Annotated in this window: 19 protein-coding genes; 11 read left to right on the forward strand and 8 right to left on the reverse strand. The window is 53.5% G+C overall.

From position 1 onward, the window contains the following. The first annotated feature begins 172 nt into the window (after positions 1-172). The 5 genes from KP814_RS24125 (at position 173) to KP814_RS24145 (ending at position 8,423) form a co-directional block, all read left to right on the forward strand. Positions 173-1,306, forward strand: a complete 1,134-nt coding sequence (locus KP814_RS24125) for an AAA family ATPase (protein ID WP_216739175.1) — start codon at positions 173-175, stop codon at positions 1,304-1,306. Next, positions 1,303-1,722: a hypothetical protein gene (locus KP814_RS24130; RefSeq protein ID WP_216739176.1), complete on the forward strand. Its 420-nt coding sequence runs from the start codon at positions 1,303-1,305 to the stop codon at positions 1,720-1,722. The genes KP814_RS24125 and KP814_RS24130 overlap by 4 nt, the downstream gene beginning before the upstream one ends. Positions 1,723-1,917: 195 nt before the next feature. Further along, the gene (locus KP814_RS24135; RefSeq protein WP_216739177.1) at positions 1,918-3,573 is read left to right on the forward strand and encodes a hypothetical protein; all 1,656 of its coding nucleotides are present in this window, start codon (positions 1,918-1,920) and stop codon (positions 3,571-3,573) included. Continuing rightward, on the forward strand, positions 3,573-6,278 hold the full coding sequence (locus KP814_RS24140; RefSeq protein ID WP_216739178.1) for a bpX6 domain-containing protein: 2,706 nt from the start codon (positions 3,573-3,575) through the stop codon (positions 6,276-6,278). Before KP814_RS24135 ends, KP814_RS24140 begins: the two co-directional genes overlap by 1 nt. Before the next feature lie 123 nt (positions 6,279-6,401). Beyond that, positions 6,402-8,423: a diguanylate cyclase domain-containing protein gene (locus KP814_RS24145; RefSeq protein WP_216739179.1), complete on the forward strand. Its 2,022-nt coding sequence runs from the start codon at positions 6,402-6,404 to the stop codon at positions 8,421-8,423. A gap of 48 nt (positions 8,424-8,471) precedes the next feature. Here KP814_RS24145 and KP814_RS24150 read toward each other — a convergent pair whose 3' ends face one another. Together KP814_RS24150 and KP814_RS24155 are read right to left on the reverse strand one after the other, a co-directional pair. Further along, positions 8,472-9,044 carry a DUF1285 domain-containing protein gene (locus KP814_RS24150; protein ID WP_216739180.1) on the reverse strand — a complete coding sequence of 191 codons (573 nt, stop codon included), beginning with the start codon at positions 9,042-9,044 and terminating at the stop codon, positions 8,472-8,474. Between the two features lie 48 nt (positions 9,045-9,092). After that, positions 9,093-9,986, reverse strand: a complete 894-nt coding sequence (locus KP814_RS24155; protein WP_216739181.1) for a radical SAM protein — start codon at positions 9,984-9,986, stop codon at positions 9,093-9,095. 79 nt (positions 9,987-10,065) lie between these two features. Here KP814_RS24155 and KP814_RS24160 point away from each other — a divergent pair, with 79 nt between their 5' ends. Beyond that, the gene (locus KP814_RS24160) at positions 10,066-11,229 is read left to right on the forward strand and encodes an aminotransferase class V-fold PLP-dependent enzyme (protein ID WP_216739182.1); all 1,164 of its coding nucleotides are present in this window, start codon (positions 10,066-10,068) and stop codon (positions 11,227-11,229) included. Here the strand turns inward: KP814_RS24160 and sixA are convergent. The 4 genes from sixA to KP814_RS24180 all read right to left on the reverse strand — a co-directional run bounded on the left by sixA (position 11,223) and on the right by KP814_RS24180 (position 14,691). Further along, complete coding sequence (gene sixA, locus KP814_RS24165) at positions 11,223-11,684, reverse strand: phosphohistidine phosphatase SixA (RefSeq protein ID WP_216739183.1); 462 nt, start codon at positions 11,682-11,684, stop codon at positions 11,223-11,225. The two genes, KP814_RS24160 and sixA, sit on opposite strands and share 7 nt — an antisense overlap. 11 nt (positions 11,685-11,695) lie before the next feature. Continuing rightward, positions 11,696-12,727, reverse strand: a complete 1,032-nt coding sequence (locus KP814_RS24170) for an NAD(P)H-dependent glycerol-3-phosphate dehydrogenase (RefSeq protein WP_216739184.1) — start codon at positions 12,725-12,727, stop codon at positions 11,696-11,698. 272 nt (positions 12,728-12,999) lie between these two features. Further along, a complete protein-coding gene (locus tag KP814_RS24175; protein ID WP_216739185.1) occupies positions 13,000-13,509 on the reverse strand; it encodes an STAS domain-containing protein in 510 nt (169 codons plus the stop codon). A gap of 3 nt (positions 13,510-13,512) precedes the next feature. Further along, positions 13,513-14,691 (reverse strand): SpoIIE family protein phosphatase, encoded by a 1,179-nt coding sequence (locus KP814_RS24180; RefSeq protein WP_216739186.1) that lies wholly within the window; start codon positions 14,689-14,691, stop codon positions 13,513-13,515. 223 nt (positions 14,692-14,914) lie between these two features. Here KP814_RS24180 and KP814_RS24185 point away from each other — a divergent pair, with 223 nt between their 5' ends. Then, positions 14,915-16,363: an HD domain-containing protein gene (locus KP814_RS24185; protein ID WP_253938610.1), complete on the forward strand. Its 1,449-nt coding sequence runs from the start codon at positions 14,915-14,917 to the stop codon at positions 16,361-16,363. Positions 16,364-16,416: 53 nt separating this feature from the next. Here the strand turns inward: KP814_RS24185 and KP814_RS24190 are convergent, their stop codons facing one another. After that, positions 16,417-17,373 (reverse strand): DUF523 and DUF1722 domain-containing protein, encoded by a 957-nt coding sequence (locus KP814_RS24190; RefSeq protein WP_216739187.1) that lies wholly within the window; start codon positions 17,371-17,373, stop codon positions 16,417-16,419. Between the two features lie 180 nt (positions 17,374-17,553). Here KP814_RS24190 and xthA point away from each other — a divergent pair, with 180 nt between their 5' ends. Next, positions 17,554-18,366, forward strand: coding sequence for an exodeoxyribonuclease III (gene xthA / locus KP814_RS24195; protein ID WP_216739188.1), 813 nt, complete (start codon positions 17,554-17,556; stop codon positions 18,364-18,366). Positions 18,367-18,489: 123 nt separating this feature from the next. Beyond that, complete coding sequence (locus tag KP814_RS24200; RefSeq protein WP_216739189.1) at positions 18,490-19,110, forward strand: TetR/AcrR family transcriptional regulator; 621 nt, start codon at positions 18,490-18,492, stop codon at positions 19,108-19,110. A 34-nt stretch (positions 19,111-19,144) separates the two neighbouring features. Here the strand turns inward: KP814_RS24200 and KP814_RS24205 are convergent, their stop codons facing one another. After that, on the reverse strand, positions 19,145-19,558 hold the full coding sequence (locus tag KP814_RS24205; protein ID WP_216739190.1) for a phasin family protein: 414 nt from the start codon (positions 19,556-19,558) through the stop codon (positions 19,145-19,147). Positions 19,559-19,731: 173 nt separating this feature from the next. Between KP814_RS24205 and KP814_RS24210 the strand changes: the two genes are divergently transcribed. Next, on the forward strand, positions 19,732-20,778 hold the full coding sequence (locus tag KP814_RS24210) for a hypothetical protein (RefSeq protein ID WP_216739191.1): 1,047 nt from the start codon (positions 19,732-19,734) through the stop codon (positions 20,776-20,778). 128 nt (positions 20,779-20,906) lie between these two features. Continuing rightward, a complete protein-coding gene (locus tag KP814_RS24215) occupies positions 20,907-21,761 on the forward strand; it encodes a YiiX/YebB-like N1pC/P60 family cysteine hydrolase (protein ID WP_216739192.1) in 855 nt (284 codons plus the stop codon). The last annotated feature ends 149 nt before the right edge of the window (positions 21,762-21,910 follow it).

The following is a 21,910-nucleotide window of genomic DNA, read 5'->3' on the forward strand; positions in this document are numbered from 1 at the left end:
ACCCTTATGCGCCCTGTCGTATTATCGTTTGACTTCACCGACGCGCCGGCTATCATTTTGTGGCGGGCCGCTGCGCGCCCTATTTGTTACAAACTCTCGTTTTCACAACGAGTTGCGCGGCCACCCCGTTATTCTTCAGAAGCCCCTCCACATTGGCAAGCAACTTATTACTATGGAAGTATCAAACACCCTCTCGGCAGTGCGCCAAGCCGTAAAAGAAGCCACCCAAGGGCTGGTTGAGCGCGAAACGATCGTTGACCTCATTCTTCTTTCCGCCGTGGCGCGGGAGCACCTGCTGATAATCGGTCCTCCCGGCACCGCCAAGAGCGCCGCCGTACGCCGGATTTCCCAGGCGCTGGGAGGAAAATACTTTGAATATCTGCTGGGACGCTTCACCGAACCCAGTGAAATTTTCGGGCCTGTAGATATTCGTAAACTGTCCGAAGGCGTCGTGGAAACCGCCACTGACGGCATGTTGCCGGAAGCGGAAATTGCGTTCCTGGATGAGGTCTTCCTCGGATCGACGGCAATTCTAAACACCTTGCTTGGGGTTCTCAACGAGAGACGCTTCAAGCGTGGGCATACGCAAATAGATTGTCCGCTGCGTATCTGCGTGGCCGCCTCTAACCACTTACCGGAAGATGAAACGCTCGCTGCTTTCGCCGACCGTTTCCTGGTGCATTGTTTTGTGGAGCCCGTGGCGGATGCGCAGCTGGAAGAGTTGCTACGCCAGGGCTGGTGGGCGGCGACCCATCCTCCGGTCAAGAGTTGCGAAATAAAGCTACTGGATACTCTGGCCGAACAGGCGCGGCAGGCGGACATGTCCCTGGTTCAACCTTTGTTGGCGAAGTGCGTGCGCCTGTTGCGCAAGGAAGGCATTCAATTGTCTGACCGCAGAGTGGTCAAAGCCCAAGGTCTGATCAGCGCCGCCGCCACGCTGGCGGGTCGAAGCCAGCCCACTGAAGCAGACCTGTGGCCGTTGCTGTACGCCGTCCCGACCCGGGAGAATCAGGAAAGCGCCCGCGAAATTCTTAGCGACGCCTTGCGCCATTGTGAAAATGACGCTCTGTCCGCCGCCGCGGAGGCCGCCGCCAACAGCCCAGCCGCTCGCGCCGCGCGATTGGCGGAGAAAGCGGAGGCATTGTTACAGGAAGAAGCCTCTCATGAACGCCGTAGTCGCTTCGAAGCACTGGGGCGGGAAATCGACGCAGGCTTTGCGCCGGACGCCCTGCCCGAGCGCCTCTCCAATCTGCGCCAACGTCTGCAGGAAGCGTTGACTCAGCATGAGGCGCCGCAGGGAGAATGATTGAGATCGAGTGGAGGCGAAGCGAGCAGCCAATGCAACCTGGCGGGTTGCTTGCGCGCGAAGAACACAGAGCCGACTGTCTGCGCGCACTCCTGCAACTGGAGCCGGCGCGCCAGGCGGCGCTAATGGGTGTCGCCGCCGCGTCCTGCCTCGTTATTCTTGGCGAAGAGTCAGACCTACCCTGGATTCCAGGCGTTATTTATCTTGGTCGCGCCCCATCCAGCCCTAACCTGTGGTGGCCGACTTACTTACAGCCGATGACGCCCCCGGATCTTTTACAACAAGCCGTGCGTCGTCACGCCGGTTCTGGCGATTTCGCCATTGATCCAGAGCACAAGACGTTGATTCCCCTGCGGGAAGCCTTGCCACTGGACGCGCACACTATTCAGGACGTATTGAAACGCCATGCGACTTAATAAAGGCGCCGAAAAATGGTCTGTTCTGCTGCAGTTGTTTCAGGATGATCTCGGAGACTACCTGAACACGACACAGCAAAAGCTGGCCACACTGTTTGGCCCCGCGCGACTGAGCGCACTGTCGGGCGAGCACGAGCCGGACGGCTACGCAGGCGTGTCCAGAGAGGCGGATTACCAACGCCTGCTGCTTAGTGAATGGACGGTCGCCAAGCGCTACCCCATGAGTTCATGCGCAGAGCGGCGATGGGCGAGCATTTGTTTTTGGCGCAAGCGCAAAAGACATCCCGTAACGACCAAAGCACCATCCTGCTTTTTGACGCCGGCCCCATGCAATTGGGCGCGCCGCGACTTGCGCATCTGGCCCTGTTTATCCTTTTTCTGCGCCGAACGGCCCAGCAAAAACGCACTCTGCGCTGGGGGATGCTGCAGGACGACAAACTGCAATTGAGCGAACAGGCGGACGAAAACGCGGTCATGAAACTGCTGCGTTCGCGCTACCCGCAGCCAGTAACGACGGAACACATCTCCGCCTGGAAGCAGCGCTTGCAAGAACTGGAGTATTCAGAATTGTGGCTCGTTGGCGGCCAGACGCCAGCCTCCCTGCCCCATTCCCGATCTATCCTGATTGAGGAAAACGTCGCAATTGGCGCCCCGGCGTCGCTTCAGGTCAGCCTGCCATCAGCATCCGCCAGTTCCAGTAAACCACCCGGCGACCCACTTGCCTCCGCCWAAACGCTCACCCTCCCTCTGCCGGAACAAGATATCGGCCTGCGTCTGTTGCGCAATCCATTCAGCCGGAACAAAGCGACGCCGGAATCGACTCAGCAAGAGGCTATCACCGGGTTTGCGGCATTCAGCCAGAACGGTCGCAAACTGGCGTTTTTCCAGGGAGCCAACAAAGTTGTCGCCATGTCTATTCCCAGCTCTTCCCGCGAAAACCCAGGAGGAGTGAAAACGCTGGCTTGGCCAAAGAGCCAACAATTACTGGCTTTGTCCCTCAGCAAAAAGCGTCTTAGCGCTATTCTCGTCTCGGGACAAAAGTCCTATCTTCACCGTTTTCCTGGCTGCCAGGAAACTCTAGCCCGTCCCGGCGACAAGAATATTTCGCCCCAGCCGCCGGGAAGGCCGCCAAACCCCTTGTTTTTCACGCCCACCGCCAAGGAGCAGCGCCAACTTTGGGTGAAAGACGCCGAAGGTCGGTTGCTATATATGAACTGGGACGCCGACGATGCGGAGTTTCAGCGCAAAGACGAAAACGTTCTATATCTTAGCGCTTATGGCAAACGTTTATTCCGAGCGGTCTGGCGCAAGCCGAACCTGGTCGTCTATGGCTCCATGAGTGGAGAAAGCGCCCCCCTGAAGGAGAAGCAATTTCCTACTGAACTGCAATCGGAACCCAGTGTTTTCTTCCATACTGGATCTCATGGCTCTGTACAGGGCGTTCCCGCCATGGCGTATCAATATGCTGAGAATACCTGGAAGATCTCGGCCGCCTCGGTGAACGAAACCATTGACATCGCCGCGACGGATGGGACCGTGGTCGGTATCGTCTCATTCGCGCCGGCAGCGGAAGAGCTGGGAGGGTATGTGCGTCAGTCCAGACCCAGCCTGATTGTGCTGGAGCCGTGCGGAACCAAAGTCACTGCACGCCAGGACGCCCACGTTTTTTTAGTCATGAAGAATACGCGCAAAATGTCGCATATGATGATCAATCCACACCTGCCCTATCTTCATTACATTGAAGACAACGGGGACTATGTCGTCTACGCCATCCTGAAACAGGAAGAACTTCTGCGCCTGCCCATTGACGCCGCATCAGAGGCTTTTTCGGATTCAGGCGGAGAGCGTTAATGAAAGCGAAAAAGCTGCTGCACCAAGGCGTTCTGGACTGCCAGGGCCTCTTGCTGGAACTCGGAAGCAATGACACGAGTCTCGACAAACTGAAGCGCCAGATTCTGCAAAACTGGATTCCGGGCTCCTTTCTTTATGAGCTTGACGAATGTTGGGCGCTGGTTTGGCCACGGCCACGAGAACTGGACTGCCAACAGATAAGCGGTTACGCGCTGGTGCGTTATGGCGACACACTGTCGACCACTCCCCTGTATGACGGCCAATTTGCGCCAGACGGAGCTTTACAGTGGTTGCTGCGGCAGCATGCCGGCGATTTGACCAGGCACTCTTTACACAAGGAGAAGCTGCGCGATCCGTCCGAGTTTATCGCCATTAACCGCTACCAGGTTCTGACGGTAGAGCCGCTGGGGGAAATCAGCCCGCCTGAGGCCGCCATCCAGCATGTCGAAAGCAATGTCCGCCAGGTATTCAAAGAAGCCGGCTTAGAAGCGTCGCAAGCGCAACAGGAGACTCTTAACGCGCTAAAGCAGATGCAGTCTGGAGCAAACGCCGGCCCGACGCTTACCGGTTTGGTTCGCGCCGCGCTATCCGGATTATTCAGACCGTCTGGAGACAATGGGTCCGGGGCGGCGTCAGGTCAAGCGCGCAAGCCCAGCACGCCATGGTCGCGAATGCGCGATGCGGTGTCCATGTATCTCATGACCACCCGCATGGGCGCTCTCCTTGGCAGAAGACAGGCTCAGCACCTGCATAAGATGATGGAACTGTTTGAGCAAGGGTTACTGGAAGAGGCGCTGAAAAATGCGATACCACTGGGGGATATAAGAGACGCCTTCGATAGGAACACGGAACGCCCTGCTTTTGGCTCGCCCGACGCCCGCCAGGATCTCTCCCTGAGCACCCACCGACAAAGCAGCGGCGGCTCCATTTACGTGCAAGATGAGTCCATGAGCCTGTTGGAGCGAACCTACGAGCAGGCGTTCAAACGGCTGGACGCCGCCGGCAAAATAGAAGAAGCGGCGTTCGTACTGGCGGATCTGTTGCGCAAATACGAGAGAGCGGTGGACTATCTGGAAAAGCACGGCAGGTTCAAACTGGCGGCTGAACTGGCGGAAGGACAACAACTTTTCCCCGCCCGGGTCGTGCGGCAATGGCTCCTGGCCGGGGATACGGCCCGCGCCATCGCCATTGTCAGACAGACAGAATGCTACAGAGCCGTCCTCGACCTGCTACATCGACACGCGCCGGAAGAAGCCGCCCGAATGCGCTGGGAATTCGCCAGCCAACAAGCCGCGGAAGGCGCCTTCCATGAGGCGGTGACGCTCGCCTGGCCGTTGGAGGATAAGCGCGACGAGGTGATTGAGTGGATCAACCGGGCTGTTTCCGAAGGCGGCGATAACGCAGCGAAACTATTGATCTATTACCTGAAGACAGGACATCAAACGAACGCTCAAGCTTATCTACGGGAAGTGCAGCGAATACTGTCTGATGATCGAGCTGAATACGCCAATGTCCGCTACGCCCTCATTCAGGAGTTAAGCGTCAGCAATGGCGCGGACGCCAAACAGGAAGGCGTGCAGCTGGCGGCGAAAACAGCGGTTCGCGCCCTGCTCAAAGAGCTGAACGCAGGGCATGCGAAGTACGATAAGCGTTCGCTGCAGCGACTTCTCGGCGTAGCGGCCGATCCATTACTGAGTCATGAGATAAACGCGCTCGCCCTGGGCGCAGCTCATCATGGAGCCGGAGAACCACTGCATGTTCGCGCCTCGCCTCTGGAATACAGCCTTGCCAAAGGCGACGGCGCAGCCATCCTGGACATCTGCCCCCTGCATAATGGCGGCCTTCTTGTCGCTCGCGGCGACGCCGGCTTGTTTATGTATGACGCCCGGGGCCACTGCGTTCATAGCTGGTCCGTCGGCGCACGCGCGCTGGTGGGTTCGGATCATGGCAATCGCGCGCTGGTGCTGGACCGCAATGAAAGCTTTATCAAAGCGCAATATTTTGATCTCGCCGGACGCAGCGTGCGCCGCTGGCTGGAACTTAAAGCTGAACGCATCGCCACCAGCTTCGATGGCGGACAATGGATCGCCGCAGAAGGGACCAGCCTGTGGTCGCTGGATGTATTGAGTTCTCAAAGAAGTGCGTTATGGAGCATTTCCGACCTGCCAGGCCATGTCGTTGCGCTCAATCGAACGCCCCAGGCGCTGACAATGCTGGTGCAAAGCTCTGGAGACGCCTTCGAGTTGTGGCGCTATCGGTTACCGCACTTTTTCCTGCGCGCACGCGACCCGGTCAGCAAAACGATCATTCGCCAATGCCGCCCTCTGGCGATGGGGCCAGATGGCGTCATCGCCGGCCTTTTCACGGATCAGGGCGACAATGGAGCGGAGTATTTATCGCTCCTTGAGGGCGATCATCGTGGAGAACCATTAGCGCTGCCGCCAACGGATAAAATAGCCCATGCGCTGCTGCAGGATGACTGGCTGGCGGTGGAAACCCAAAGTCCCGGCGGCGGCCGCAAATTTCGCCTGTATGCAAGACAAGGCCGACTTATCCGCCAGCTCTGCCTGTCCATTCATGTAGAGGGCTTTGCGCCAGTAAACATGAAGTTCTTCCCCAAACAGCTGGCCCTGTTTAGCGATGACGGCAGAGTGATGGTGGTGGAACTTGACGAAGGCCGTCTGGTCAAGGACTGGAGCCTTTAAGGTTTAATCACCAGGGTTGCCTGGCGCAAAATATATTTTCTTACGCCACAGCTTCCGTCTTGCAGTTTTAAGTCCGCTCATCTACACCTAAAGAACTCTCCCCTTGTGGCCAGGATGTCCGCAATGAGCTTAAGGTTAAGGACCCTGCTCTCCCTCAGCTTCGCCGGGGTGGTCATCGCGACGACCGCCGTGGTGAGCGCTATTGTCGACTATGAAGCTTCTCACCGCCTGCAAAAAGAACTGGATCGCCAGTTTATCGGCGCCGCGTCGCAACTGGCCGAAGACCTTGATCGGGGGATATACGCAAGGCTGCGGGATATCATCAACGTCTCCAGTCTTCCCACCATGCGCCATTTGCGGGAAGGCCAGGAGGAGGAACGCCGCAATATTCTGGAGGCGCTGAAAAGAACCCAGGAATATTACGCCTGGATCGGATTCACCGACGAAAACGGCGACGTATTGCAAGCCACCAATGGTTTGATGGAAGGGCTGAATGTCGCGAGTCAGTCCTGGTGGCTGGGTGGAGAAGCCGGTCCTTATGTGGGCGACATTCGCAGCCTGCGACAGGACGCCATCAATAATCCCGGCTTCACGACAAAGCTTTCCAATTTCATTGAGATAGCCGCCCCAGTCCGCAACGGACAAGGGTTGGTCATCGGCGTGCTGGGCGCCTATGTGAGCTGGGATTGGGCCTCGGAGCTGGCGGCGAACGTCTTGCGTCACCAGAGCCAAAAATTCGAGTTATTGGTTGTCTCCCAGCAAAACCGCGTCATCCTGGGGCCAGACTCCCTGCTCGCCCTGGACATCCATTTGCCTGATTCGCTTAGAGCCAACGCGATTGGGTTGATTCAATGGCCAGACAGCGAACGCTATCTCACAGGGTTCGCCGACACCAAAGGCTTTCGCAGTTTCAAAGGCCTGGGGTGGACCGTGGTGGCGCGTCAGCAGGCGGACACCGCGCTAGAGCCGATCCGCCAGCTACGTACGGTTATCTGGCGGTGGGGAGCGATCATCGCCGCGGCATTCGCCCTGGTCGGCTGGGGCATAGCCGAGCAAATCTCCCGTCCGTTGAAATCTCTCGCGGCTTCCGCCCGTCAGATCAAGGACGGCGCGCGTCTGATCGCCTTTCGCATGCAGCAATCAGCGCCCCAGGAAATCCACCTTTTGAGCGATGCATTGGGCGACATGATGCAGCAGTTGAAGTCCAGGGAAACGGCATTGCAACGCCAATATGCGGAATTGGATATGCTTTATGAAGGCGCGCCTATTGGTATCGTCATTGTCGACCAGAGCATGCACTGCCTGCGCATGAATGTGAAACTCGCTGAGTGGAGCGGGCTGCAAAATACCGTTGTGCACGGACGTACGGTCACTGAGCTTGCGTCGGAACTTCTGGGGCAATTTGAAACGCCGCTTTCACAAACACTGCTATCAGGAACCCCTTCCTACAACGCCGAAGCCGTGATCGGGGGCAAGGCGAATGAGGTAGAGAGACACTTCCTCGCCGCCTGCCTGCCTCTCTTCGAAGATGAACAGAGCGGCCCCGCTGGCGCCGCACTGCTTATTTCAGAGATGACCGCACAGCGTCAGGCGGAATATTTCGCCACTCATGACTCGCTGACAGGACTCGCCAATCGGCGCTTTCTGACCGCCTACTTGTTTCAGGAACTCGCCATGGCCCGTCGCCGCAAACGCAAGCTGGCGCTGCTCTATCTGGATCTGGACCGTTTCAAAGCGGTCAACGATACATACGGCCATGACGCCGGCGACGCACTATTAAAAGAAGTCGCATTTCGCCTGAAAAGCATCTGTCGCGAGTCTGATCTGATTTCCCGCCTGGGCGGAGACGAATTCGTCATCGTCGCCCTTGACCACAAGAACCTCAACAACTCCGCCCGCCTCGCCAAAAGCGTCGTCATCAGCCTGTCGCGCCCCTACGTCCTCGGCGGCGTCCATATCCACACCTCCCCCAGCATCGGCATCGCCATCTACCCGGACGACGCCGACGACGAAACCACCCTGCTCCGCTACGCCGACGAAGCCATGTACGAAGCCAAAAAATCCAGCCCCGGCCAATACCGTTACTACTCGCTGATCAAACCGGGATTACTGGAGGCCAAGGGTGGGTCGGATTCTGTGGCTTGAGTGGGGGAATTGTTAAGACTGGTAATGATGCTGTAGCGCCAGGTTTTGCTAACCAAGCTTAAAAAACTCCCCAGCACTCTCCACCCCATACGCCTCCACACCATCAATAACACGCTCTTCAGCCAAATCAGCCAGCTGGTAAAACACGTTACGTCCAATTAACGCCTCCATTCCCGAGCGGATTAGAACGTAGGGGGATGGTTCTTCGGTGACAGGGTCAATATGTACTCTGATTGGGCGCTCTGCGGAAACCAAGACGCTTTCGTCCAGATTGGTTGTGAGCATGATGCAAGGCTGGTCCGCGTCGTTTTTATAACGCTCCATTGCCGTGATGACAAAAGGGGCGTCTTCCACTTCTATTCTGGCTTTTTCCACTGGCGTGACCAGAAAGTAATCACCCCCCTCTTTCCTGAGGACGCTGGCGAATAGCTTTAGCAACGCCGTGCGCTCAATAGGATTACCCTGGTAGAACCACTTGCCGTCACGTTGAATTTTGATATCAACGCTAACCTCCACGGAAGGATTCCAGGATTCGACTGGAGGCCGCTTGGCGCCAGAGATCGCAGCTAATTGCTCTGACAGTTCCGCGGCGGAACGTATTGGGGAATGTTGATCACTCAAAATTGAACTCCTGCTTGCATCCATATAACGCCCGTTAACACCGGAATATTACAGGCCACGCTGCCACTCCTGACGCAGGCGTATCTGCTCTGGATGATTAATAGCCATATCCACCTGTTGCAACAACTTCTCTTTGTCTTTTCCGAGCACGCCTTTAAGCACTAGATAGTTGGAGGCATGGTCGCTGCGAAAGATGGTCTTGTTCAGTTCGGTAGCGGCGAGAAAGGTCCTGACTTCTCTGAACAACTCTTGCTGAGTCGGCATATCAAAGTCATCGAAGCTCGCCCGCAGCCGCGCTTCCCCCAGCGGAAAGGAAACGACTAACGTGGAGAGGTAATCGGGCTGCGCTTCATTCACCAATCTGGCGCTGTTGAGAGCATGTTGCTCCGCATAACGACGTCCGCCCAAGCCATTTAATATCATTACCGAACTACGCAGCCCCGCTTGTTTTATTTTCAGTAAGGCGTCTACTGTGCTTTCCCGGGTTTCGCCTTTCATAACTTTGGCCAGGACCAAATCGTCGCCTGATTCCGCGCCGACGTATAACAAATCCAGGCCAAGCGCTTTTAATTCAGCCAGTTCCTCCACGCTCTTTTTCTTGATATTCCTTGGCAGGCAGTATGAAGACACTCGCTGCAAATCAGGAAAGTATTGATTCAGCCACTGTAGTATCTGCTTCAGACGACGGGTCGAAAGCACCATGGCGTCGCCGTCAGCAAGGAAAACTCTGCGTACATGAGGCGCAGTTTGGGCTACTTTGATAATTTCCTGGAGTACGATATCTTCTTGCTTTGCTTTGAATTTTTTCTGCTCAGAAGTGTACATTTCGCAAAAGACACAATTATTCCAGGAACAACCGTTGGTGACCTGCAATATCAGCGATCCCGCCTCACTGGGGGGCCTGAAAACAGGTTCTACGTATTGAATCGGGATAGCCCCCATACTAGAGTCCTCACTTTAAAGACGCCCATTATAACGGAATAAACGTCGCCGCTACGGCGACAAAACGCGGATATTACCCATGCCTTTAGACAACGCCTCTTTTGACCGTCTGGTCGCCGATGAATTTCCTCTGGACGAGTCCATCACCTACCTCAACCACGCAGCAGTCGCCCCCTGGCCTTCGCGCGCCGTAGCCGCCATCGAAACCTTCGCCAGGGAAAACCTCAAGACCGGCGCCACCCACTATCCTGAGTGGCTTAAGAAAGAGCGCTCTTTGCGTTTGTTGCTCAAAGACCTGGTCAACGCCGAAAGCATCAACGAAATCGCTCTAGTCAAAAACACCTCTGAGGCGCTGTCTTTCGTTGCCTATGGCCTGGACTGGAAAGCAGGCGATGAAGTGGTGATTTCCGATCAAGAGTTCCCCTCCAATCGCATTGTATGGGAATCCCTACAGGAAAAATTTGGCGTCCGCGTTGTGCAAGCCAAACTGATGCAAGCCGAAACGCCAGAACAGGCCGTACTAAACGCCCTTTCTGACAAGACGCGTCTCGTATCCATCAGTTCCGTGCAATACGGCACAGGCCTGAAAATGGAGCTGACCTCTCTGGGTGCGGAGCTGAAGCGTAGAAACATCCTGTTCTGCGTAGACGCCATTCAAAGCCTGGGAGTTTGCCCCACCGATGTGCAGCGGGACAATATCGATTTCTTAATGGCGGACGGCCATAAGTGGATGTTAGGTCCAGAAGGACTTGGCGTTTTTTACGTTAACAAACAGCGCCTTGAAAGCTTGCAACTTACCCAATACGGCTGGCACATGGTGAAAGACCGGGGCGACTACAGCAAAGACACATGGGAACCAGCGCCCAACGCTACCCGCTTCGAGTGCGGCAGCCCTAACATGCTGGGAATTTTCGCCTTGGAAGCCAGTCTGGCGTTGCTGGCGGAAGTGGGTATTGAAGAAGTTTACGGAAAAATCAGCGCCAATGTCGCCACATTGAAAGCGCTGTTATCTGACATCGACGGCATCGAGTTCATTACGCCCAACGATACAGATCGTTGCGCCGGCATCCTTACCTTTACTATCCAGGGACGCAGTATGCCTGAGCTTCACCAGCAGCTGATGGATAAAAACGTTATTTGCGCATCCCGTGGCGGCGGCATTCGTTTCTCCCCTCATTTCTATACCAGGAAAAAAGATCTGGAAACCGCCGCTCGGGTGCTGAAAGAGCTGCTAGCTCAATAAATTCGGCTTTTTTCCATCGCACATCCCAGCCCCCAGACCGGCATTTCGTATTCACGAATTTCGCTGGTCTGGAACCCTGTAGAAGGGAAAGTCCCGCCATGCTCCAGCAACGCAGCAAGCGCCGCCACCAGCGGCATATGAGTAACCAGAATCAGATTCTGACTCGCGAAAGACTCCAATGCCGCTAGGCACGCTCTGGGGTCATCATCTGGAGTCGCCAATTCCATAACATGCACCGACGTGATTCGGGAAAATACCTCACCCACTATTTCAGCAGTCTGGGTAGCACGCACATAAGGGCTGTGTAATAGGGTCAACTCGCCGTCATGGTGACTAGCCAGTCGCTCCGCGACTTCTCGCGTACGCGTGCGGCCATAGGCAGTCAACTCGCGCAGACTGTCCGAGGGCGCTCGCATTTCCGCTTCACCGTGACGCATAAGAAAACAGGTTCGCATGAAAGAATCCCTCAATTGGCTTCCGAGCGCGGCAATACAAACTCAACATCACTGTTTTGCTCCCGCAGCATAAGCTGGGAAACCACCTGTTTAATGGGGAAATGCTCATAAATAATCTTATAAAGCCCCTCCACCAAAGGCATCTCCACACCCAGCTCCCGGGATTTGTCCCGCACCAGACGCGTGGTATTAACGCCCTCCGCCACTTCCCCCAGCGCCGCCACGGTATCCTCCAGCTTCTCGCCCTTACCCAGAGCGAACCCAACGCGATAGTTGCGACTGAGAGGCGAGCTACAGGTCACCACTAAGTCGCCTACGCCAGCCAACCCCAGGAAGGTCATCGGATTGGCGCCCATGAATACCGCAAAGCGGCTCATCTCCGCGAGACTGCGCGTAATCAGCATTGCCTTGGTGTTTTCGCCAAGCTCCAGCGCGGAGGCCAGTCCCGCGATGATCGCATATATGTTTTTCAATGCGCCGCCCAGCTCTACGCCATACATGTCCACATTGGCGTAAACACGAAAATAACGACAGCTCAGGACATCCTGCACCAGAGTCCTTACTGGCTCGCTGTTGCTGGCGACCACAGTGGCGGCCAGGCTTTCCTGCCCAATCTCCTTCGCCAGGTTGGGGCCACTGATTACGCCAATTTCCTGCTCGGTCAATTCTTCCCGCAGGATATCGCTCATCAGCTTGAAACCTTTCTCATCAATTCCCTTGGTCGTACTCAGCCAGAATTGTCCGGGTTTAGCGTACTGCTTAGCATCCCGCACTACATCGCCGAAGGATTTGCTCGGCACGGACACCAAGACCAAGTCGCTGTTCGCCACCGCCTCTTCCATGTCAGACGTACAGATTAGATTTTCGTTCAGCTTTACTCCGGGAAGATATCGGGCGTTCTCCCCTGTCTTGCTCATTTCCGCAGCGCGCTCTTGGTCTCGCATCCACAGAACCGTGGGGTAGCCGTTACCCGCCGCAATATTCGCCAGTGCAGTACCAAAGCTGCCGCCGCCGAGAACAGTGACTTTTTGTGATTTTTCCATAGAACTAACTGTGTTTAGGTTGTCATTTAACGCCAGTGTAAGCGTCCAAGTGGAAGTTTTCTAACACTTTTCAGTTTTAGAAAACATATGCCACCGCCCTTTACGACATCACTCACCCCACCATAAAAAGATAGCGTACAGGCAGCATGATTAAAGCGCAGCTATAGATGCTTATACAAAAAAGATATGACAATCCGAGAAGAGATACTTGAGGGTATTGACGAGACCAAGGGCGCTTATCAGCAACGCCCTCGCGTCAATATTTATAGGAATCAGTATGATACGGAGGAAGCAGGCCCTTGATCACACTCCAGTGCCTGCACCAGATCTTTGAAGGCGGCTCGATTGCTCTCATTCAGCTCCATCAGAACTTTGTGCGCGGCGAGAACTTTCTCACGCACTTCCTGCTCTGACGCCAGCAGAATCGGAATTTCCGAGAGGTGCTCAATGTCCGTGGCGGCTTTTTCAACAATAATGAACAGCTGATCAAACCCCATCGACAACACCAAGCGAGTAATATCCTCGTTGGTGGAGACGATAGTGGGTAAAATTTTGCGGTGCTTTTTGGCGAAAATCCCAATCTTTGCGAGGAGCCCGAGCGTCGTACTGTCGACAATACTCGTCTCTGTAAGATCAATGACCACCGTAATGAAAGACTGATCCTCTTTCATCTCGTCGATCAAATGGTCCAATGTAGAACACAAATTCAGTCGGATTTCTCCGATAAACTTCAGTACGTAAACACCCTGCTTTTCCGCCTGGAGTATTTTATACCCTGACATCAATTACACCGTCGTTTCCATAATAGACACGATTGCTATGTCATCGGGCAATTCGGTAATCCACCTCAACCCGAACGCTTTTTCCAGTTCAGGTATAGTGTGACGCGCCTCCTGCACGGTTTCAAGCAATGCTTGCTCCTTTTCTGCGAGTGATTTGGCATTAATCACCTCAAGCAGGCCATCAGAGCAGATAACAAGGGAGAATCCCGGCGCCAGCGGCTCTTCGTACAAGGGATAAACCGGATCATCAAATAGGCCAACAGGCGGGCCCTTGCCGTCCAGATAACGACTGACGCCGTTCACGGACATCACCGGCATGGGGAAATGAGCGCCCATGGAATAGCTCAACACCCGGGTTTGCAGATCGATGACGCCAGCGAACATCGTGAGATGCTTACCAAGATCCGTATCCAATAACTCGGCGTTGACCCGCTTCAAAAAGCGGTCAGGGTACAATATGTCATCGCTGGACTGGCGACGCAGATTACGCTGCAGTCGATTGCTCAAATTTTTAAGCAGCACCGTCACGAAGGCGGACGAAGCGCCGTGACCGGAGACGTCCGCGAAATAGAATGCAATCTTATCGCCGCTTAAGCGGAAATAATCAAAAAAGTCGCCACTGAGATATAGAGACGGCTTGATGCAGTGATCAAACTGAATGCCGCCATATTCCACTTCCCGTTCAGGCAGCATTTTCATCTGCACATGACGACCTGCGCGCTGATCCGCCTGCAACTCCTCCAATCCTGCTCGCAGCTCTTTATTAGCCAGCTCAAGGTCATATCGATACTGCTGGTTTTCGCGATACACGCGCACTTGATCGATTTGTCGTTGAATGGCCTCATCCAACACCGCGACATCCGCTACAGGCTTGACGATATAGTCAGATGCGCCGGAACGCAGAGCGCCCAAAATATCTTCCGCGCCAGCGCGTTTGCTGTGAATGACAATGGGAGGTCTGGGGTGAACGTCTTTTAGCAGCGAATACAACGACTTAATGTCGTCCGAAGTGAGGTCTCCAATGATGATGTCGGGAGTGACCTGCGCTTTGAGATCCGTAAAACACTTAACCGACGCGCAGTGCACCACATGGAACCCCCTGGACGTAAGGTGTTCCTTCATGTGACGGGATACATCCTCGTCGGAGTCGATTATGAGAAGAGCTTCCTCTAGATCAGCCATGGCTCATGCGCCACTTACTTATTAAGCTATTTTTATACACTGGGGTAGGTCGACAGCTGGCATAGTGAATATTATTGTAGCTCGTTACTTTGTTTTTAGCGGACAACCGCTCGACCTGCAAGATACATTTGCAACATAATGTCAAAAATTAGAATTATCATACTAATTGCCCCTATGAGATTTTATACGCATTTCTCTCTATCCAATTTCTTAATTATTCAGCATGGATAAGTTCTTATACGATCTTCTGGGCGTCAGAGATCGCCTCATAATGGACCCCGTACACGGCGCAATCACGCTATTTGAGCACGAAGTTCGCGTCATCGATCACCCGCTATTCCAACGTTTACGCCACATTTGTCAAAACGACATTCTTTCGTTGGTATTCCCAGGCGCCACCCACTCACGCTTCCTTCACAGCATCGGCGTCATGCATGTCGGACATAAAATGTTCCGAGGATTGATGGAGTCCTGCATGCGCAGGCACAGGATGACTCAAGAATCCTCTTCCCTGCCCTTGGCGTCGATTGATTTTTTCAATAAGTTGACGCGACTGGCGTGCCTGTTGCACGACTGCGGGCATAGTAGTTTCTCTCACCAGTTTTCGAAAGTCCCCAGTATCGCCGCCATGCTGGGAACCAGTGAACCGTTTCAACGTTTGTGGGCTCAGGCCCATGTCAGCGATAAGGACATGGCGGCTCTGTATCCGGCGCCCCCGGATAAGCTGGAGCATGAGCACTATTCCGTTCGCTGCGCGTGGGAAATCCTACACTCTCAAAATGACGAGAAATCGCCCTTTTCCGCCCTTGACGTCAGCGCGCTGATGGAAACGACTGCTGGCGCGGTGACACCGGAGTTCGCCCGGCATGCCGAGTTAATCTGGCCGCTGCTCAGTGGCTCGACGGAAACACCCGAGCAGCCAGAGCGACATATTGTCCGCCTGCTGCGCCTGATCGTCTCCGGCGAAATTGACGCTGATCGTGCGGATTACATGCTGCGAGATGGATTCCATTCTTCAGTGACAATAGGCGGCTTCAACCTTGATCACTTGCTGAAGAACTTGCATGTAGGCTGGGACCCGGAGTTCGACTGGATGGGCCTCGCCATCACTCCGAAAGGTCTGGGCGCGCTGGAAGATTTCGTCTACTCCCGCCACCAGATGTATCGCAAAGTTTATGGTCACAAAACTTCCATAGGCTTTGACTGGCTGTTGCGACAGGCGATGGAGGAAGTCATCGGTCAACCGGACGTGGGAGAGTATGTGAGATCCTGCCTCACTGATATCAATGAATTCTGCTACTTAACGGACAACTACTTTTGGGAGCAATTCAGACTGCTCGCCAGAAAGCAGCCGAAAAGTTACTCGCAAATGATGATAAACCGAGTACGCCCTCATCATCTTCACACACAAGAGAGCACGGAAACCATTGATCAGGAATCTATCAAAGCCATGCTGGCTGAACGCCATGACTTAAAGCCGGAGCAAGTCGTCTGCTGTGCGCTGAAAGCACGTTTTTCCAAAATCAAAGGGGCTTACGAAGATATCAAAGTCATGCAAAAGCCTTCAGATCCCGAACGCACGCGCCCTCAATATGTTCGCATTGGCGAAGTCAGCAACTTCTTCCATAAGTTTGAAGACGAAACCATCGCCCACTTCTACCGCAAGCCGTGAAGCATCGGGGAGGCGCTAACCTCCCCATGGAAAACAAGCCTGACAGGCTTCACTCAAATAGCGTTCCTCAACCCTAAATGGGAAGGATACGGTTGCAGATAGACCTGCTCAGCGAGAAATCCATCCTGCGTCGCAGAGCAGTAGTGTTTCAGCAGCGTCAATGGGGCCACCAATGGAATGACGCCATGGCGGTAATCCGTCAACACGGTGTCCCACTCCTGCTTCTGCCAGCCATTCATCGTCTTGCGCAACACTTTGGAAATATTGGTTAGCACATGAAAGTGATTCTTTCGTTGCGCTCGATGAGTCAGACAGCGCATCAAAACAGTTTCGTATTGTTCAAGCGCCCCTTCCATCGAGGCCGATCTGGCTTGCGCGGCAATATTTCCTAACAGAATTTGATCCTGTGGATGATGCGCCATCAGCAAATACTTATATCTGCGGTGAAATAGCTGCAGCTTCTCCGGTGAAGGAGAGGCCAGTACTTGATCTTTCCATTCGCGATAACAACACACTCGCACCACGAAGTTTTCCAGTAACGCCGGTTCATTTAGCCGCCCTGCTTCCTCGATCGGCATATTGGGATGCGCCTGCATCACTTTCTCTGCAAATATTCCCGCCCTGGCGCCAATAACGGCGTCATTGCTTTCATTATATAGTTTCACTCTGAAGACTCCGCAGCTCGGCGACTTCTGCATAAAGACATAACCATCCAAACGGGAGATTCTTTCTTCCAGCGACACCGCGTAAGAGGCCAACTTGTCTGTAACGTCCAGCTCCGCATCTTTCGAACCTACCGCTCGCACTTGTCCGTCCCGTTCTACCAGGCGAATCGGACGACGGGGGATGCCCATGCCGATAGCCACCTCTGGACAGAAAGCCTGAAAGTCGAACACATCTCGCAACCGGTCAGTCAGCAGAGAAGACTTCTTATGCCCACCGTCAAATCTGACCTGCTCTCCCATCAAACATGCACTGACGCCAATTTGAGGACGTTTGCTGTTTTCCACTTTCAGCCTCCCAATACCAATAAACGTATACGACTCAACCAACGGGATAGAAGCTTCGCTCCTACATGCTTCGTTTATATACGTCTACCGCAAGGATTTGGTTCTTCATATAGACAACGTTGTTCGGTATATTGGCCCGCAACATGTCGAAACAATTCCCTTTTCCGGTAGGTACTTATCATGCGGATCGTCTCATTCAACGTAAACGGCGTACGTTCACGTCTTCATCAGCTGAAAGAACTTATCAGCCAATATCAGCCGGACATCATCGGTCTGCAGGAAACCAAAGTCATTGACGACCTGTTTCCGATTGAAGCCATCAACGAGATGGGCTACCAAGCGGAATATTATGGCCAGAAGGGCCACTACGGCGTCGCCCTGCTTAGCAAACAACCCGCGTTGCGTTGCATTAAGGGGTTTGAAGGCGACGGCGAAGAGGCGCATAAACGCTGGATTGTGGGCGAGTACGCCGCTGGCGATCAAACCCTTGTCGTCTGCAACGGTTACTTTCCTCAGGGCGAGAGCAGAAACCACCCCGACAAATTCCCCAACAAGCAGCGATTTTACGCCGGAACGCTAGACTTCCTGCAACAACGCTCACCGGATCAGCCGATAGTGGTGATGGGAGATATGAACGTTTCGCATACGGATAACGACATTGGTATCGGCGAAGAGAATCGAAAACGCTGGTTAAGAACCGGAAAGTGTAGTTTCTTGCCTGAAGAACGTGAGTGGCTGAACCGTCTACTGGACTGGGGCCTTGTTGACACATTCCGTCAGCATTTTCCTGACGTTAAAGACCGCTACAGCTGGTTCGACTACCGCAGTCGTGGATTCGAGGATGATCCCAAGCGCGGCCTCCGCATCGACCTGATTCTCGCCACGCAACCGCTGGCGGCACGCTGCGTCGACGCCGGCGTATCCTACGAGATTCGGGGTATGGAGAAGGCCTCCGACCACTGTCCGATTTGGGCTGACTTTGACCTGGAGTGACACCGTCCGCCCCATGGACTTTGGGTAATAATTATCGATTTTCACTGCTCGGAATTGCCTTGCACACGCGAAAAGTGAATTATTATCGGGACTTGGAAACCACAGGATGCTAAGAAAGGTTGCATGAAAACAAGGGAGCGCATCATCCACATCAGCCTGGACCTGTTTAACCGGTTCGGCGAGCCCAACGTCACCACCCTGCAAATTGCGGACGAACTGGATATCAGCCCCGGCAACCTTTATTACCATTACAAGAACAAGACCGAAATCCTGCATGAGCTTTTCGCGCGCTTTGAGCAACAAATGCTGGAGTTATTGGATGTTCCCAATGTGGAGATAAGCATTGAAGATCAATGGCTGTTTCTACACCTGATCTTTGAAAGAATCGCCGAATACCGTTTCCTCTACAAAGACTTGGTCAACATCCTGCAACGCTACGAACGCATCCGCCCCCGCTTTAAAAAAATTCTTCATAAAAAGACAGATGCCTCCCTGACGATATGCTCCAGTCTTCGCGATCAAGAGATTTTGATCGGCACCAACGAAGAACTGGAGGCGCTTTGCAACAATATTGTCCTGACCATTACTTATTGGCCAAGTTTCGACCTCATTCGCCACCCTGCAGATGCGCAGGATATCGACTTATCGCACGGGGTATATCAGGTGATGTCGCTGGTGGCGCCTTACCTGCGCGACGGAGAAAGGCAGGCGCTGATGACGATGAGCCGGGAGTATCTCACTTAGCGCCCGACAACAGGCTTAAAGAGTATTGCTTGCTCTATTCGCCGCTCTTTTTCGACCTCTCAAGCTCGTCGATTTTTGCTTTCAATTCTTCTATTTCCCGACGCAACGCCTCAAACTCTTTGTAAGTAGGCATCCCCAAACGGTGCAGTGCGCGCGAGACTCTCTGATCAAAGACCTGCTCCAGTTTATCCCAAGTGGTGTTGGCCTTGTCTTTCACCTCCTCCACCCGGTCTTCAACCGCCTTCAACTGCTTTTCAAACACGCCCCGGGTTTTCTTCTCCAACTCCTCTCCCTCCTGAACTAACTTCTCAAATACTTTGCCAGCGTCTTCTTCCGCCTTATTGTAGGCGCCCAATCCAGCCAGCCAGATTTGACGTGCTGAGTCCTTTATTTTTTGTGACACCTGCTTTGGGGAATTAGGGTTGTTGTCCTGATCTGTCATAGTCATGCACTCAATTCGCCGCCGATTCCATTTGCCAACCTGTTTTGTCGTGTCCGCGCACCTATATTTTCTAAACGCCGCACGCCAAATAATGCGACATACTAACGCGCGCGAACGCCTTTATTAAATAGGCTAGCCGTGTTATCTAATTAAATAAACACAACTTCAAGGAGCGCTGTTTGCTAAAAGTCGATTACGAGCACCTCAGGCAAAGCCGCCAGGGAATATGGATCGCCCTCGATCTGTTCATGCTCTTTATGCTGATCATTAACCTGTCCCTGATCATTATTGACGCTCTATTCGATACAGCGGCGATGCAGTTCCTGACGCGCAACTACACCCCTTGGCTGCATGAGCCCCTGGTGTTGATGCATGAGAACTTTTTATTGGTGGACCTCGCTTTCGTCTCTCTGTTTATCTCGGAGTTTATGCTGCGCTGGTTTGTCGCCATCAAAGAGAAAACATTCGAGCGCTGGTACTTCTTTCCCTTTCTGCACTGGTATGACCTGCTTGGCTGCATACCGCTGGGCTCCACCCGACTACTGCGTTTCCTGCGCGTGTTTTCCATTATTTATCGTCTGCATAAATATAAAATTATCGACGTCACCAGCACGCGTCTGTTCACGTTTTTCGCCTTTTACTACAACGTATTCCTCGAAGAACTTAGCGATCGGGTGGTGGTTAAGGTTATTTCCGGCATCCAGGAAGACCTGCGTCATGACTCCGAAATAGGACGGCGTATTGCGGAAAAAATCGTCGAACCAAGGCTGCCTGTACTGGCGGAAACCTGGTCGCATATGGTGACCCAACTGTCCGGCAATATGCGCTCTAACCCGGATAATCCGCTCGTCGCCAAGCTGCGTCGCAGCCTCACCGACGCCATGCAGTCTCATGCCAATTTCAGGCGGGTCAACGCCATTCCTTTTATTGGCAGCAATATCACCGGCAGACTGGAGGACACCATCGCCGACATCGTAGTCAGCACCATCGCCAACCTGCTGGAAGATCTGGAGATTCCCGACAATATTGACGGCGTCAAAAGCAGTTTTGAACAACTTAACCTGCGTAGCGGCGGCGCCTTAATGCAGTTGGACGACCAAGTAATAGAACTCATTGTCGATATTCTTGAACTGTCCAAAGAACAGGTGGCGGTGCAAAGCTGGAAAAGAGAGCTGCGAGCCGCGCAAAATACAAGCCCGGAAGATAAAGGCGCTAAAGATATATAAACCCGCTTTTTCATGCTATGCGGCCATATAAAGCCCATGCTATATATTTAGTATAAAGTGATGGGGACTATCACTGGCGACGTAATCAACACATAAAGGATTTTTACAGGTGGGCGCAAAGTAGAAAAATGGGCGCAGGCATAAAAACCGGAGTTTTCGATACGCTTGTTGACTGGTTGGTCAGAGAAAAACCAGCCGCTGAAATCCCTTTGAGCAATTTCGACCGCCTGCGTCATGAGATTCGTCCCTGCGATGTCATTCTGGTGGAAGGTCGCTCACGAGTCAGCGAAGTCATCAAGGTCGTCACCCAAAGCCGCTGGTCTCACGCCGCCTTGTATATAGGCCGCCTGCATGAAGTTGAAAGCCCCTATACGCGCAAGCGGATTTCCGAATACTACGATGGCCAACCCAATATACAGCTAATCGTCGAAAGTGAGTTGGGCCGAGGAACCGTGGTGCGGCCGCTGTCCAGTTACGACCGTGATCATGTCCGCATATGCCGGCCCAGAGAGCTGAATTATCAGGACGCGCAGAATGTTCTGAATTATGCGATCCGGCAACTGGGCGCCAACTACAACATCCGCCAGATCTTCGACCTGTTTCGCTTTCTACTGCCCTGGACCATCCTGCCCCGACGCTGGCGCTCCTCTCTGTTTCGTTCTCACCCCGGGTTGCCTACGGAAACTGTCTGCTCCACGATGATTGCGGAAGCCTTTAACTCCATTCAGTACCCGATTCTTCCTCTGGTCAAAAAGACCTCTGCGCAGGGCATTCAGCTTTTCCGCCGCAATCCGAAGCTGTGTACGCCCAGCGACTTTGATTACTCCCCCTACTTCGACATCATCAAGTATCCGTTTGTTGATTTTTCCCACAGCAAGTCCCGCTATCGATTATTGCCATGGAGCGGCAACGAGAAACTTTCTCCCGAGGAGAGCGACTTCTATATCGATGATCTGCCAGGCTATCAGGACAAATTGGAATAATTGATCCATCTGCCTGCCTATATATCATTCATGAAAGGCAACTTATATTGTTATAAGAAAATATGATTAAAAAATAATCGTTTTCGATTTGTAAATATGTGTAAAAGATCAATACTTAAGATGACTGACTTGCTCAACCCTGCTGGTCA

The organism is Hahella sp. HN01 (assembly GCF_018986435.1).
Taxonomy (GTDB): domain Bacteria; phylum Pseudomonadota; class Gammaproteobacteria; order Pseudomonadales; family Oleiphilaceae; genus Hahella.

Bases quoted from the DNA above. Each gene is read 5' to 3' on its own strand.
- KP814_RS24125 (WP_216739175.1), top strand. From the start codon at position 173: ATGGAAGTATCAAACACCCTCTCGGCAGTGCGCCAAGCCGTAAAAGAA.
- KP814_RS24130 (WP_216739176.1), top strand. From the start codon at position 1,303: ATGATTGAGATCGAGTGGAGGCGAAGCGAGCAGCCAATGCAACCTGGC.
- KP814_RS24140 (WP_216739178.1), top strand. From the start codon at position 3,573: ATGAAAGCGAAAAAGCTGCTGCACCAAGGCGTTCTGGACTGCCAGGGC.
- KP814_RS24145 (WP_216739179.1), top strand. From the start codon at position 6,402: ATGAGCTTAAGGTTAAGGACCCTGCTCTCCCTCAGCTTCGCCGGGGTG.
- KP814_RS24155 (WP_216739181.1), bottom strand. From the start codon at position 9,986: ATGGGGGCTATCCCGATTCAATACGTAGAACCTGTTTTCAGGCCCCCC.
- KP814_RS24160 (WP_216739182.1), top strand. From the start codon at position 10,066: ATGCCTTTAGACAACGCCTCTTTTGACCGTCTGGTCGCCGATGAATTT.
- sixA (WP_216739183.1), bottom strand. From the start codon at position 11,684: ATGCGAACCTGTTTTCTTATGCGTCACGGTGAAGCGGAAATGCGAGCG.
- KP814_RS24170 (WP_216739184.1), bottom strand. From the start codon at position 12,727: ATGGAAAAATCACAAAAAGTCACTGTTCTCGGCGGCGGCAGCTTTGGT.
- KP814_RS24175 (WP_216739185.1), bottom strand. From the start codon at position 13,509: ATGTCAGGGTATAAAATACTCCAGGCGGAAAAGCAGGGTGTTTACGTA.
- KP814_RS24180 (WP_216739186.1), bottom strand. From the start codon at position 14,691: ATGGCTGATCTAGAGGAAGCTCTTCTCATAATCGACTCCGACGAGGAT.
- KP814_RS24185 (WP_253938610.1), top strand. From the start codon at position 14,915: ATGGATAAGTTCTTATACGATCTTCTGGGCGTCAGAGATCGCCTCATA.
- xthA (WP_216739188.1), top strand. From the start codon at position 17,554: ATGCGGATCGTCTCATTCAACGTAAACGGCGTACGTTCACGTCTTCAT.
- KP814_RS24200 (WP_216739189.1), top strand. From the start codon at position 18,490: ATGAAAACAAGGGAGCGCATCATCCACATCAGCCTGGACCTGTTTAAC.
- KP814_RS24205 (WP_216739190.1), bottom strand. From the start codon at position 19,558: ATGACTATGACAGATCAGGACAACAACCCTAATTCCCCAAAGCAGGTG.
- KP814_RS24215 (WP_216739192.1), top strand. From the start codon at position 20,907: ATGGGCGCAGGCATAAAAACCGGAGTTTTCGATACGCTTGTTGACTGG.